The organism is Pseudomonas sp. RIT411 (assembly GCF_003057735.2).
Taxonomy (GTDB): domain Bacteria; phylum Pseudomonadota; class Gammaproteobacteria; order Pseudomonadales; family Pseudomonadaceae; genus Chryseomonas; species Chryseomonas oryzihabitans.
On sequence record NZ_QBIZ02000024.1, the window covers coordinates 33366 to 47270 of the forward strand.

Annotated in this window: 9 protein-coding genes; 4 read left to right on the plus strand and 5 right to left on the minus strand. The window is 66.8% G+C overall.

Annotated elements, in window-relative coordinates:
* The first annotated feature begins 13 nt into the window (after positions 1-13).
* From efeO to DBY63_RS22595, 3 genes are all read left to right on the plus strand, one after another.
* Positions 14-829, plus strand: coding sequence for an iron uptake system protein EfeO (gene efeO / locus DBY63_RS22585; RefSeq protein WP_027599445.1), 816 nt, complete (start codon positions 14-16; stop codon positions 827-829).
* 202 nt (positions 830-1031) lie between these two features.
* On the plus strand, positions 1032-2690 hold the full coding sequence (locus DBY63_RS22590) for a nitrite/sulfite reductase (RefSeq protein ID WP_042134031.1): 1659 nt from the start codon (positions 1032-1034) through the stop codon (positions 2688-2690).
* On the plus strand, positions 2674-3174 hold the full coding sequence (locus DBY63_RS22595; RefSeq protein WP_027599447.1) for a DUF934 domain-containing protein: 501 nt from the start codon (positions 2674-2676) through the stop codon (positions 3172-3174). The genes DBY63_RS22590 and DBY63_RS22595 overlap by 17 nt, the downstream gene beginning before the upstream one ends.
* A 61-nt stretch (positions 3175-3235) precedes the next feature.
* Here DBY63_RS22595 and DBY63_RS22600 read toward each other — a convergent pair whose 3' ends face one another.
* Both DBY63_RS22600 and sohB read right to left on the minus strand, forming a co-directional pair.
* Positions 3236-4228: a YhdH/YhfP family quinone oxidoreductase gene (locus DBY63_RS22600; RefSeq protein ID WP_007158412.1), complete on the minus strand. Its 993-nt coding sequence runs from the start codon at positions 4226-4228 to the stop codon at positions 3236-3238.
* Positions 4229-4278: 50 nt separating this feature from the next.
* Complete coding sequence (gene sohB / locus DBY63_RS22605) at positions 4279-5304, minus strand: protease SohB (RefSeq protein ID WP_108582864.1); 1026 nt, start codon at positions 5302-5304, stop codon at positions 4279-4281.
* A 259-nt stretch (positions 5305-5563) separates the two neighbouring features.
* Between sohB and DBY63_RS22610 the strand changes: the two genes are divergently transcribed.
* A complete protein-coding gene (locus tag DBY63_RS22610; protein WP_007158414.1) occupies positions 5564-5875 on the plus strand; it encodes an SCP2 sterol-binding domain-containing protein in 312 nt (103 codons plus the stop codon).
* Between the two features lie 301 nt (positions 5876-6176).
* On the opposite strand, the gene DBY63_RS22615 is transcribed toward DBY63_RS22610, so the two are convergent.
* The 3 genes from DBY63_RS22615 to DBY63_RS22625 are packed head-to-tail and all read right to left on the minus strand — an operon-like array spanning position 6177 to position 13898.
* Positions 6177-7658 carry an efflux transporter outer membrane subunit gene (locus DBY63_RS22615; RefSeq protein WP_042134029.1) on the minus strand — a complete coding sequence of 494 codons (1482 nt, stop codon included), beginning with the start codon at positions 7656-7658 and terminating at the stop codon, positions 6177-6179.
* On the minus strand, positions 7655-10765 hold the full coding sequence (locus DBY63_RS22620) for an efflux RND transporter permease subunit (protein WP_108582863.1): 3111 nt from the start codon (positions 10763-10765) through the stop codon (positions 7655-7657). Before DBY63_RS22620 ends, DBY63_RS22615 begins: the two co-directional genes overlap by 4 nt.
* 1 nt (position 10766) lies before the next feature.
* Positions 10767-13898: a multidrug efflux RND transporter permease subunit gene (locus tag DBY63_RS22625; protein WP_108582862.1), complete on the minus strand. Its 3132-nt coding sequence runs from the start codon at positions 13896-13898 to the stop codon at positions 10767-10769.
* Between the last annotated feature and the right edge of the window lie 7 nt (positions 13899-13905).

Consider the following 13905-nt stretch of genomic DNA (forward strand, 5'->3'; position numbering starts at 1 on the left):
CAGGAGAAGTCGAATGAAACGCTCGTTCCTCGCCATTGCCCTCGGTCTGGCCCTCGCCACGCCGGCCTTCGCGGCCAACTCGCCGCTGGATCTGGTCGGCCCCATCTCCGACTACAAGATCTATGTCACCGACAACCTGGCCAAGCTCACCGAGCAGACCCAGGCCTTCACCGCGGCGGTCAAGCGCGGCGACCTGGCCACCGCGCGCAAGCTCTATGCGCCGACGCGGGTCTCCTACGAGCAGGTGGAGCCCATCGCCGAGCTGTTCAGCGACCTGGACGCCGCCATCGACTCCCGCGAAGACGACCATGAGCAGGGCGTGAAATCCGAGGACTTTACCGGCTTCCACCGCCTGGAATACGCACTCTTCACCCAGAACACCACCGAGGGCCAGGGTCCCGTCGCCGACAAGCTGCTGGCCGACGTCAAGGACCTGCAGGCCCGCGTCGACGGCCTGACCTTCCCGCCGGAAAAGGTGGTGGGTGGCGCTGCGGCGCTGATGGAGGAAGTGGCGGCGACCAAGGTGTCGGGCGAGGAAGAGCGCTACAGCCACACCGATCTCTACGACTTCCAGGCCAACGTCGATGGCGCCAAGAAGATCGTCGACCTGTTCCGCCCGCAGATCGAGAAGCAGGACCAGGCCTTCGTCGCCAAGGTCGACAAGAACTTCGCCACGGTCGACAAGATCCTGGCCAAGTACAAGACCAAGGACGGCGGCTTCGAGACCTACGACAAGGTCAGCGAGCGTGACCGCAAGGCCCTGGTCGGTCCGGTCAACACCCTGGCCGAAGACCTCTCCACCCTGCGCGGCAAGCTGGGCCTCAACTGAGGCCCGCGGTGGGCGGTGTCCGGCGCCGCCCACCCACTCTCCGCTTATCGCCGGAATAGATTTATATATAAAGAAACATCGCTTTTAAGCATATAGACCTGCTGCTATCGTGCACGGCCTAGAAAAGTCGCCAGAGCGCCCCCGGGGTGCCCAAGACTTCGATCACGCGCAGCCGTGCGCGCCGCCTGACAGCAGGATGACCATGTACGTTTACGATCAGTACGATCAACGGATCGTCGAAGAACGTGTCGCCCAGTTTCGCGACCAGACCCGCCGCTTCCTGGCCGGAGAGCTGGGTGGCGAAGAATACCGCCCGCTGCGCCTGCAGAACGGCCTCTACATCCAGCGCTATGCGCCCATGCTGCGGGTCGCCGTGCCCTATGGCCTGCTGAACACCACCCAGGTGCGCAAGCTGGCGCAGATCGCCCGTGACTACGACAAGGGCTACGCCCACATCAGCACCCGGCAGAACTTCCAGTTCAACTGGCCGGAGCTGGAAGACGTCCCCGAGATCCTCGCCGAGCTGGCCACCGTGCAGATGCACGCCATCCAGACCAGCGGCAACTGCATCCGCAACACCACCACCGACCAGTTTGCCGGCGTCGCCCACGACGAGCTGATCGATCCGCGCCCCTGGTGCGAGATCATCCGCCAGTGGTCGACCTTCCACCCCGAATTCGCCTTCCTGCCGCGCAAGTTCAAGATCGCCGTCAACGGCGCCGCGCTGGATCGTGCCGCCATCGAGGTGCACGACATCGGCCTGGAAGCGGTGCGCAACGAGGCCGGCGAGCTGGGCTTCCGCGTGCTGGTCGGCGGCGGCCAGGGCCGTACCCCCCACACCGGCGAATTCATCCGCGAATTCCTGCCCTGGCAGCATCTGCTCAGCTACCTGGAAGCCACCCTGCGGGTCTACAACCGCTACGGTCGCCGCGACAACAAGTTCAAGGCGCGCATCAAGATCCTGGTCAAGGCCCTGGGCGCCGAGGCCTTCGCCGAAAAGGTCGAGGCCGAATGGGCCCACCTCAAGGACGGTCCCATCACCCTGACCGACGCCGAGGTCGCGCGGGTCTCCGCCTTCTTCGTCGATCCGGCCTATGCCGAGCTGCAGGACCAGGACGAGGCCCTCGCCCGCCTGGACGCCGAGCACCCCGGCTTCGCCCGCTGGCGCCAGCGCAACACCTTCCGCCACAAGCGTCCGGGCTATGTCGCCGTGACCCTGTCGCTCAAGCCCACCGGCGTGGCCCCCGGCGACGTCACCGATCGCCAGCTGGACGCCATGGCCGACCTGGCCGATCGCTACAGCTTCGGCGAGCTGCGCACCTCCCACCAGCAGAACGTCATCTTCGCCGACGTGCGCCAGGACCAGTTGCTGGAGCTGTGGCACGCGCTGCGCGAGCATGGCTTCGCCACCCCCAACATCGGCCTGCTGACCGACATGATCTGCTGCCCGGGCGGTGATTTCTGCTCCCTGGCCAACGCCAAGTCGATCCCCATCGCCGAATCCATCCAGCGCCGCTTCGACGACCTGGACTATCTGTTCGACATTGGCGAGCTGGACCTCAACATCTCCGGCTGCATGAACGCCTGCGGCCACCACCACGTCGGCCACATCGGCATCCTCGGCGTGGACAAGAAGGGCGAGGAGTTCTACCAGGTGTCCCTGGGCGGCGACGCCGGCCGCGACGCCACCCTGGCCAAGATCCTCGGCCCCTCCTTCGCCCAGGACCAGATGCCCGAGGTGATCGGCAAGCTGATCAACGTCTACGTCGAGCAACGCACCGAAGACGAGCGCTTCATCGACACCTACCGCCGTATCGGTATCGACCCCTTCAAGGAGCGCGTCTATGCAAAGAATCATTAAGGGCGACCAGCTGGTCACCGACAACTGGCACCTGCTGCCCAAGGACGTCGCCTTCGCAGACGTTCCCAACAGCGACGACGTGATCATCCCGGCCGCCCTGTGGCTGGAGCACGGCCATGCCCTCACCTGCCGCGACGGCAAACTGGGCATCTGGCTGGACAGCGACGAAGAGCCGGAAAGCATCGCCGGCGACCTTGAGCATTTCGATCTGATCGCCATCAACTTCCCGGCCTTCGTCGACGGTCGCGGCTACTCCTACGCCCGGCTGCTGCGCGAGCGCTTCGGCTGGACTGGCGAGTTGCGCGCCATCGGCGATGTGCTGCAGGACCAGCTGTTCTTTCTCAAGCGCTGCGGCTTCGACGCCTATGTGGTCCGCGCCGACCGCGATCCGGAAGCGGCCCTGGCCGGTCTGCGCGACTTCAGCGTGACCTACCAGAGCGCGGTCGACCAACCGGAGCCGCTATTCCGCCGTCGCCAGGCCTGATCGCTGGCTTGGACGCAAAAAGAAACCCGCCATGGCGGGTTTCTTTTTGCCTGGCCTTCGCTCAACCGAGATCGACCACCACCCGGCCCACCATCTTGCCGGCGAGGATCTGGCTGATGGTATCGGGCAGTTCCTCCAGGCCGACCTCGCGGGTCAGGCTGTCCAGGTCGTCCAGCTTCCACTGCACCGAAAGCTTGTCCCAGAGCGCGGCCTTGGCCATCAGTGGCAACTCGACGGAATCCACGCCCAGCAGATTCACTCCGCGCAGGATGAAGGGAAAGACCCCGGCTTCGAACTTGGTGCCCGCCGTCATGCCGCAGCAGGCCACGCTGCCGCCGTATTCCAGCGACTTGATGACGTTGAAGAGGATGTCGCCGCCGACGGTATCCACCGCTCCGGCCCACTGCTGATCCAGGAGCGGCTTGCCGACGCCATCGGCCAGGGTCGCGCGGTCGAGGATTTGCCGGGCGCCCAGGCGATGCAGCCACTCCGCGCGCTCCAGCTTGGCGGTGGACGCCGCCACGTGATAGCCGAGTCGCGCCAGCAGCTTGACCGCAAGGCTGCCCACGCCGCCACTGGCGCCGGTGACCAGCACGGTGCCGGCCTCCGGGGTCAGGCCCATCTGTTCCAGTTTCTCGACGCACAGCGCCGCGGTGAGACCCGCGGTGCCCAGCACCATGGCCTCGCGCAGGCCGAGATTGTCCGGGCGCCGGATCACCCAGGCGGCCGGCACCCGGATGTACTGGCCGAAGCCGCCGGGGGTGTTCATGCCGAGGTCATAGCCGGTGACGAGGACTTCGTCGCCCACGGCGAATTCGCCCGCGCTGGACTGCTCCACCACGCCCGCCGCGTCGATCCCCGGGGTATGGGGATAGCGCCGGGTCACGCCGCGGTTGCCGATGGCCGAGAGCGCGTCCTTGTAGTTGAGCGAGGAGTAGCGCACCCGGATCAGCACCTCGCCCGCGGGCAGGTCGTCCAGGGTGCGTGTCACCACTTCTTGCCGAAAAGCACCATGGGCCCCTTCGGTTACCCAGAGCGCCTGAAAATTGCTCATCGCAGAACCTCCGTTGGAGTCTTGTTATGGGGCCGCCCGTCCTATGGACCTCAGCGCCAGCGGGTCGACTCGCCCAGACGCTCCCACCAGGTGGTCACCAGACGATCGACACCGAGACTCGCCGCCATGCCCAGGCGTTCGGGCAGGGATTTCTTCTCGACGAAACGCAGCGAAAAGACCTCGACCACCTGGGCCCGTTCGGCCAGGTATTCGTCGCTGGTACGCAGTTCGTCCACCAGTTGCTTGCCCAGCGCGGCCTGGCCCAGCCAGACCTCACCGGTGGCGACCTCGTCGATGTTGAGCTGCGGCCGGTAGTGGGAGACGAAGTTCTTGAACAGGACGTGGGTGGTGTCCAGGTCGTGCTGGAATTTCTCCTTGCTCTTCTCGTCGTTCTCGCCGAATACGGTGACGGTGCGCTTGTACTCACCGGCGGTGAAGACCTCGAAGTCCACGTCGTGCTTCTTCAGCAGGCGATGGACATTGGGCAACTGGGCGACCACGCCGATGGACCCGAGGATGGCGAAGGGCGCGCAGAGGATGCGATCGCCGATGCAGGCCATCATGTAGCCGCCGCTGGCGGCCACCTTGTCGACACAGATGGTCAGGGGGATCCCGGCCTGGCGGATGCGCGCCAGCTGGGAGGCGGCCAGGCCATAGCTGTGCACCAGGCCACCGCCGCTTTCCAGCCGTACCACCACCTCGTCCTTGGGCGTCGCCAGGGTCAGGACCGCGGTGATCTCGTTGCGCAGGTGTTCGTTGGCCGTGGCCTTGATGTCGCCATGGAAGTCGAGCACATAGACCCGCGATTTGCCGGTCTCGCTCTTGCGCTTGGTCTTCTCGGCCTTGGTCTCGCGTTTGCGCAGGGCCTTGAAGGCCTCCTTGCCCAGCACGCTCTGCTGCAACCTCAGCCGCAGATCGCGATAGAAGTCGTTGAGCTTCTGTACCTGCAGCTGGCCGGCCGAGCTGCGCCGGTTGCGGCCGCGAACGGCGGCGGTGAACAGCAGCACGGCGATGATGGCGACCACCACGGTGACGGTTTTGGCCAGGAAACTGGCATAGTCGGCAAGAAACTCCACGGACTCTCCTAGGATGGCGGCAGCAGTGCCCTGCCCAGCATACCGAGTCGCCCGACCGATAGAAACTCGGCGACTCCCGGGCGGTCTTTCTGCACAGGCCGGCCGTGGGCCGTGATCCGGCCGGGCATGCGCCCGCGCCTTTCAAACAAGCGTATGAATATCCGTTGACAGGCCTCCTGTCGCCCCCTACCCTCGGTCGAGTGCCCTGCCCCTCCGCCTGGAGTGGGCCTCATCGAAAAAGACCACAAGGACCCTCGCCATGAGCGCAGCCGAAGCCATCGCCACCCTGAAGAGCAAGTTCGACCCCTCCGCCGCGGCCGGCCTGGACCTCACCTATCAATTCGACGTCGAGGGTGGTGACAACTACTACGTGGTCGTCAAGGACGGCACCTGCGACGTCCAGCAGGGCGACGCCGCCGATCCGGATTGCACCCTGATCATGGACCAGGCCACCCTGGCCGGCATCGTCAGCGGCGAGACCGACGGCATGCAGGCCTTCATGTCCGGCAAGCTGCGCGTCGAAGGCAACATGATGCTGAGCATGAAGCTGGGCGAACTCTTCCCCAACTAAGCGCCAGTCGTGAAAAAGCCGGGCCATCGCCCGGCTTTTTTGTGCCCGCCGTCAGGGCCGCTGGGGCGTGACGTTGCCCTCCCGTGCAGTAGCGTGGAAAACGGCGCAGCCTGTTCCACTGGGGACTTCGCGGCAAAGAGCCCCCTCACCCCATCCCTCTCCCGCAGGGAGAGGGGGCTATCCACGCAAGCGTTCAGCTCCATCCGCTCCGGCGCGCCGGTGATCGGCCGTCGTGCCTCGACCGCTGGCGCGCCCGCAGCCTCGACAATCCAGAAGCTGCGCGGCTTTTTCCTGCTCAGGATCAGGGCCGCCGTGGCGGTGCGGGCGTCGTGAGATTGCCATCCCAGCCACCGCCGAGCGCGGCGATCAGCTGGACGCTGGTGCTGAGGCGACTGCCGAGCAGGGTCAGGTTGGTGCGCTCGTTGCTCAGGGCGGTGGTCTGCAGGGTGACCACGTCGAGATAGCCGATCAGGCCGGCCTGGTACTGGTTCTCGGCCAGTTGCAGGGCGCGGCGCGCGGCATCCAGGGCCTCCTGGCGCACGCCGGCTTCGTCGCTGTAGGTACTCAACTGCACCAGATAGTCTTCCACCTCGCGGAAGCCCGCGAGCACGGTCTGGCGATAACCGGCGACGCTGGCGTCGTAGCTGGCCTCGGCGGACTCCACCTGAGCGCGTCTCAGGCCGCCATCGAACAGCGACAGGGCAAAGGACGGCCCGATCGACCAGAAGCGATTTGGCGTGCTGATCAGGTTGCCCCACTGGCTGGCGCTGTAGCCACCGCTGGCACTCAGGGTCAGGTCGGGATAATAGGCGGCTTCGGCGACGCCGATGGCGGCATTGGCGGCCATGACCTGGCGCTCGGCCTGGGCGATGTCCGGACGACGTTCGAGCAGCGTCGAGGGCACGGCGCTCGGCAGCGGCGGCAACTCGGGAATCGTTTTGACCGCGGCCAGCTGGAAATTGGCCGGGACTTCGCCGACCAGCACCGCGATGGCGTTTTCCAGCTGGGCACGCTGATACCTGAGGTCGATGGCGTCGGCCTGGGTGCTCTTCAGCTGGGTGGTGGCCTGGGCCACATCCGCCGGGGTGACGATGCCGGCGCGGTACTGATTCTGGGTCAGGCGCAGGGATCGCTCGTAGGCGGCCACGGTGGCGTCGAGCAGTCGCTGCTGGGCGTCCAGTACGCGCAGTTGCAGGTAGTTGGTCGCCAGTTGCGTCTGCAGGCTCAGGCGGGTGGCCGCGAGCTCCGCGGCGCTGGCCTGGGCAGAGGCCCGATCCGCCTCCACCTGGCGCCGGACGCGGCCCCAGAGATCCAGCTCCCAACTCACCCCCAGACTGGCGTCGTAGGCGTTGCTGATGGTGCTGGAGCCACCGCTGCTGACGGTGCTGCTGGTGCCATTGGAGTTGCGGATGACGGTGTTGCTGCCCGAACCACCCCCGCGCCCGGAGCGGGTGGCGCCCAGGCTGCTGGAGAGGGTTGGGAACAGCGAAGCCCGTGCCTGGCTGACCAGGGCCAGGGATTGCCGATAGGTCGCCTCGGCCTGGGCCAGGCTCTGGTTGCGCTGGTTGAGCTGGACCATCAGACGGTCGAGGGTCGGATCGTCATAGCGCCGCCACCAGTCGCCACGGATCTCCAGGTCCTTGGGCGCCGCCGCCTGCCAGCCTTCGGCGTGGCGATAGGCGACCGGCACCGTGGTGGTCGGCCGCTGGTAGTCCGGGCCCAGGGTACAGCCGGCCAGCAGCAGAGCCAGGGTCAGCGTCGGCAGGCGCAGGGTTGGGGTCATAGCGGCGTATCCAGGGCAGCGTCGGTACGGATGCCGCGCCAGCGATTGACGCGGCGGCGCAGGCGTTCGAAATAGAGATAGACCACCGGGGTGGTGTAGAGCGTGAGAATCTGGCTCAGCACCAGCCCGCCGACGATCACCAGGCCCAGCGGCTGGCGCATTTCGGCGCCTTCGGTATCGCCGATCAGCAGCGGTACGGCGCCGAGGATGGCGGCCATGGTGGTCATGAGGATGGGCCTCAGGCGCAGCAGGCAGGCCTGACGGATGCCCTCCTCGGGCGTCAGGCCCTGCTGGCGTTCCAGCTGCAGCGCCAGGTCCACCATCATGATGGCGTTCTTTTTCACCACCCCGATCAGCAGGAACAGCCCGAGCATGGAGATCAGGCTGAACTGGCCACCGGTGAGCTGGATGGCCAGCAAGGCCCCTACCCCGGCCGACGGCAGCGTCGAGAGGATGGTCAAGGGGTGGACATAGCTTTCGTAGAGCACGCCGAGCACGATGTAGACCAGCACCAGGGCGCCGAGGATCATCAGCGGCTGCCCGGACACGGTGCTGGCGAAGATGTTGGCGGAGCCGCCCAGGCGCCCCTGCACATCGCTGGGCAGGCCGATGGCGGCCACGGCGCGCTGCACCGCCCGGGTCGCCTGTTCCAGGCTGACATCCGGCGCCAGGTCGAAGTTGATGCTTTCCGAGGCGAACTGGCCGTCGTGGGTGACGCGGTCCTCGGCGAGGCTGTTGGTGTAGTAGGCGAAGGCCGCCAGCGGCACCTGGGCGCCGCTGGCGGTGATGACCCGCACCTGCTCGAGGACGGTCGGGTCCTGGGCATAGCGCGGATTGATCTCCATCACCACCTTGTACTGGTTGAGCGGCTCATAGATGGTCGAGATCTGCCGCTGGGCGAAGGAGTTGTTGAGTACCGCAGCCACGGTCTCCATGTCCACGCCGAGGCGCTTGGCCTTCTCGCGGTCGATCTGCAGGGTGATCTGCTGGGTGCTGCCTTCGCGGCCGTCCACCGCGGTCAGCTCCGGCAGCGCCTTGAGCGCGGCCAGCACCTTGGGCTGCCAGGTTTCCAGCAGCCCGACGTCGCCGGAGAGCAGGTTGTACTCATAGGACGAGGTACTCTGCTGGCGCCCGCCGAATCTCAGGTCCTGGTCGGCCATGAGGAACAGCTGGGCGCCCGGCACCTTGGGCGCATTGGCGCGGATGCGCTCGATGACCTTCTGGGCATCCAGCTGGCGCTCGGTGATGGGCTTGAGGCGAATCAGCATCACCGCGTTGTTCACCCCGCTGCCGGAGCCGGAGCTGCCAACGAAGCCGGAGGCACTGGCCACTGCCGGATCGGCCAGCAGCGACTTGCGCAGGATCTCGATCTTCGGCTGCATCACCTGGAACGACAGGGCGTTGTCGCCGCGGATGAAGCCGATCAGCTGGCCGGTGTCCTGCTGCGGCATGAAGGTCTTGGGCACCACCACATAGAGCGCCACGTTGAGCGCTATGGTGGCGAACAGACTGAGCAGGGTCAGGCGCCGATGGCGCAGCGCCCAGCCGAGGCTGCGGTCGTAACCCGCCACCAGGCGACGATGGGCGCGCTCGCTGAAGCGCTGCAGGCGGCTTTCGGTGGCCGGATCATGAGGCCTGAGCCAGCGTGCGCAGAGCATGGGCGTCAGCGTCAGGGACACCACCAGCGACACCAGGATGGCCGCCGCCAGGGTCAGGGAGAATTCGCGGAACAGCTTTTCGACGATACCGCCGATGAACAGGATGGCGACGAAGACCGCCACCAGGGAGACGTTCATCGACAGCAGGGTGAAGCCGACCTCGCGGGTACCCTGGTAGGCCGCCTTGAGCGGCGCCATGCCGTTGTCGATGTGGCGGGCGATGTTCTCCAGCACCACGATGGCATCGTCCACTACCAGCCCTGCCGCCAGGATCAAGGCCATCAGCGACAGGGTGTTGAGCGAAAAGCCCAGGATGTACATGACGGCGAATGTACCCACCAGCGAGATGGGTACCGCCAGGGCCGGGATCACCGCGCTGCGCAGCCGACCGAGGAACAGCCAGACCACGCCGATCACCAGGAAGACGGCGATGATCAGGGTCAGCTCGGCCTCGTGCAGGGTCGCCTTGATCACCCCGGATCTGTCCATGGCCACTTCCAGACGCGCGCTGGCCGGGACGATGGCTTCCAGCGCCGGCAGGCGCGCCTTGAGCGCGGCGATGGTCTCGATGATGTTGGCGTTGGCCTGGCGATTGACCACCAGCAGCACGGCGCTCTGGTCGTTGTAGAAGCCGGCGTTGTAGCGGTCTTCCACGGCGTCGCTGACCTTGGCGACATCGCGCAGGCGCAAGGCCGCGCCATCCTGGTAGCGGATGATAAGGGGCGCGTAGTCGGCCGCCTTGAACAGCTGGTCGTTGGCCTGGATCTGCCAGTTGTGCTCGTCATTGGCCACCGCGCCCTTGGGCCGGCGCTGGTTGGCGCTGTTGATGGCGGTGCGGACGTCATCCAGCGCCAGGCCATAGTGCTCCAGCTGCCGCGGCTCCAACTCGACGCGCACCGCTGGCAGGGAGCTGCCGCCGATCTGCACCTCGCCCACGCCGTTGACCTGGGACAGGCTCTGCGCCAGCACCGTGGACGCCAGGTCGTACAGCTCGCCCTTGCTCAGCGTCTTGGAAGTCAGGGAGAACACCATGATGGGTGCCTGGGACGGATTGACCTTGCGATAGCGCGGCATCTGGCGCATGCCGCTGGGCAAGAGGTTGCGCGAGGCGTTGATGGCCGCCTGCACCTCGCGGGCGGCAGTGTTGACGTCCTTGTCCAGGTCGAACTGGATGATGATCTGGGTCGAGCCCTGGCTGCTGCGGCTGGTCATGGAGCTGATGCCGGCGATGGTGCCCAGGGAACGCTCCAGCGGCGTGGCGACGCTGGAGGCCATCACCTGGGGACTGGCGCCGGACAGGGTCGCCGAGACCGTGATGGTGGGAAAGTCCATCTGCGGCAGGGGCGCCACCGGCAACAGCCGGAAGGCGATGGCGCCGAGCAGCAGCAGCGCCAGGCTCAGCAGCAGGGTCGCGACCGGCCGGGCGATAAAGGGCGCCGAGAGATTCACCTCAGGCCGTCCTGCGCCGACCCAGGCGCTCGCCCAGGCTGTCGAAGGCCAGGTAGATCACCGGGGTGGTGAACAGCGTCAGTACCTGGCTGACCAGCAGGCCGCCGACCATCACCAGGCCCAGCGGCTGGCGCAACTCGGCGCCGGCGCCGGTGGCCAGCATCAGCGGCACCGCGCCGAACAGCGCGGCCAGGGTGGTCATGAGGATCGGCCGGAATCTCAGCAAGGCGGCCTGATAGATGGCCTCTTCAGGCTTCAGCCCCTGGTGCCGTTCGGCATCGAGGGCGAAGTCGATCATCATGATGGCGTTCTTCTTGACGATGCCGATCAGCAGGATGATGCCGATCACCGCGATCAGGCCGAGGTCGTTGCCGGTGAGCAGCAAGGCCAGCAGCGCGCCGATGGCCGCCGAGGGCAGCGTCGAGAGGATGGTCAGGGGATGGATGAAGCTCTCGTAGAGCACTCCCAGGACGATGTACATCACCACCACCGCCGCCAGGATCAGCAGCAGGGTACTGGACAGCGAGGCCTGGAAGGCCGCCGCTGCGCCCTGGTAGTGGGTGTTGATGCCCACCGGCAGGCCGATCTCCTGCTTGGCCGCATCGATGGCCGCCACGGCGGCGCCGAGGGAAACGCCGTTGGCCAGGTTGAACGACAGGGTCACCGCCGGGAACTGGCTCAGGTGGTTGATCACCAGCCGGGTCGGTCGCTGCTCCATCTTCACCAGGCTGGACAGCCGCACCGGCGCGCGACTGGTGTCCGTGGTGGTTTCGCTGGTGGTGGCCGTTCCGGTGCCGCTGCTGCCGCTGGACGAGGTACCACCGCCCGCCTTCACCCAGACCTGGCTGAGGGCATCAGGCCCGAGGCTGTCGGCGGCGGCGCTGGCCAGCACCACCCGATACTGGTTGGCCTGGGTGTAGATGGTCGAGATCTGCCGCTGACCGAGGGCGTCGTAGAGGGCGTCGGTGATGGCCGAGACCTGGACACCGAGGCGCGCCGCGGCGTCTCGGTCGATGGTCAGGTACAACTGCAGGCCCTTGTTCTGCAGGTCGCTGGTGACATCCGTGACTTCCGGGCGTTGCTGCAGGGCCTGGGTCAGGCGCGGCACCCAGGTGTCGAGCAGATTGGCATCGGGCGAGTCCAGGCTGAGCTGGTACTGGGTCCGGCTGACCCGGTCTTCGACGCTGAGGTCCTGCACCGGCTGCATGTAGAGGGTGATGCCCACCACCTTGGCGACCTCGGGACGCAGGCGGTCGATCACCTCCTGGGCCGTCACGTCGCGCTCGCTCTGCGGCTTGAGGTTGATCTGCATGCGGCCGCTGTTGAGGGTGACGTTGTCGCCGTCGACGCCGATGTAGGACGACAGGCTCGCCACCGCCGGGTCCTGCAGCACCACCTCGGCCAGCGCCTGCTGGCGCTCGCTCATGCCGCGGAAGGAGATGGACTGGGGCGCCTCGGTGATGCCCTGGATGGAGCCGGTGTCCTGGGCCGGAAAGAAGCCCTTGGGCACCAGCAGGTAGAGCACCGCGGTGAGCACGAAGGTCGCGACCGCCAGCAGCAGCATCAGCGCCCGGTTGGCCAGCGACCAGCGCAGCGCGCGACCGTAGCCGGCGATCAGCCGCTCCAGCCAGACCAGTCGATGTTCCGCGGCCTCCTCGCGCTTGAGCAGCCGGGCGCACATCATCGGCGTGAGCGTCAGGGAGATCACCAGGGAGATGAGGATGGCCACCGCCAGGGTGATGGCGAATTCGCGGAACAGCCGGCCGACCACGTCCTGCATGAACAGCAGCGGGATGAGCACCGCGATCAGCGAGACGGTCAGGGACACCAGGGTAAAGCCGATCTGGCGGGCGCCTTTGAGCGCCGCTTCCAGGGGCGTGGCGCCCTCTTCCAGATGCCGGGAGATGTTCTCCAGCATGACGATGGCGTCGTCGACGACGAACCCGGTGGCGATGGTCAGGGCCATCAGCGACAGGTTGTTCAGCGAGAAGCCGGCCAGGTACATGGCGCCAAAGGTGCCGATCAGCGACAGCGGCACCGTCACCGAGGGGATCAGGGTGGCGCTGAAGCGGCGCAGGAAGACGAAGGTGACCATGACCACCAGCCCCACCGCCAGCAGCATCTCGTGCTGGACGTCGGTGACCGCCGCGCGGATGGTCTCGGTACGGTCGCTGAGCACGGCGATGTCGAGACCGGCCGGCAGGCTTTCCCTGAGGCTGGGCAAGAGCGCCTGGATGCGGTCGACGGTCTGGATGACGTTGGCGCCAGGCTGGCGCTGGACATTGACCAGGATAGCGCCGCTGCGATTGGCCCAGGCGGCCAGGCGGTCGTTCTCCGCGCCCTGGGCGATGGTGGCGACGTCACCCAGGCGCAGGGCGCCGTTGTCGGCGTAGTTGAGGATCAGGTCGCCGTAGGCCTTGGGGTCGCGCAACTGGTCGTTGGCGTCCAGGGTGGCGACCCGGGTGGGACCGTCGAAGCTGCCCTTCGGCTGGTTGGTGTTTTCGCTGGTGACCAGGCTGCGCACGTCGGCCAGGGTCAGGTTGTGGGCGGCGAGCTTGTCCGGATCGACCTGGATGCGCACGGCCGGGCGCTGGCCACCGGCCAGGCTGACCATCCCCACCCCGCTCACCTGGGCCAGCTTCTGCGCCATGCGGGTATCGACCAGGTCGTAGAGCGTGGGCAGCGGCAAGGTCCTGGAGCTGATCGCCAGGGTGACGATGGGCGTATCGGCCGGATTGACCTTGTTGTACACCGGCGGCGCCGGCAGGTCGTTGGGCAGCAGGTTGTTGGCCGCGTTGATCGCCGCCTGGACCTCCTGCTCGGCGACCGACAGGTCCAACTCGAGATTGAATCTGAGGGTGATGACCGAAGCCCCGCCGGAGCTGGTGGAGGCCATCTGCGACAGGCCGGGCATCTGCCCGAACTGGCGCTCCAGCGGTGCGGTGACGGCGCTGGTCATGACGTCGGGACTGGCGCCCGGATAGAGGGTGAGCACGCGGATGGTGGGATAGTCCACCTGCGGCAGGGCCGCGACCGGCAGCAGGCGATAGGCCAGCAGACCGGCGATGAGCAGCGCCACCATCAACAGGGTGGTGGCGACCGGGCGCAGGATGAAGGGGCGCGAGATATCCATCGCGGCC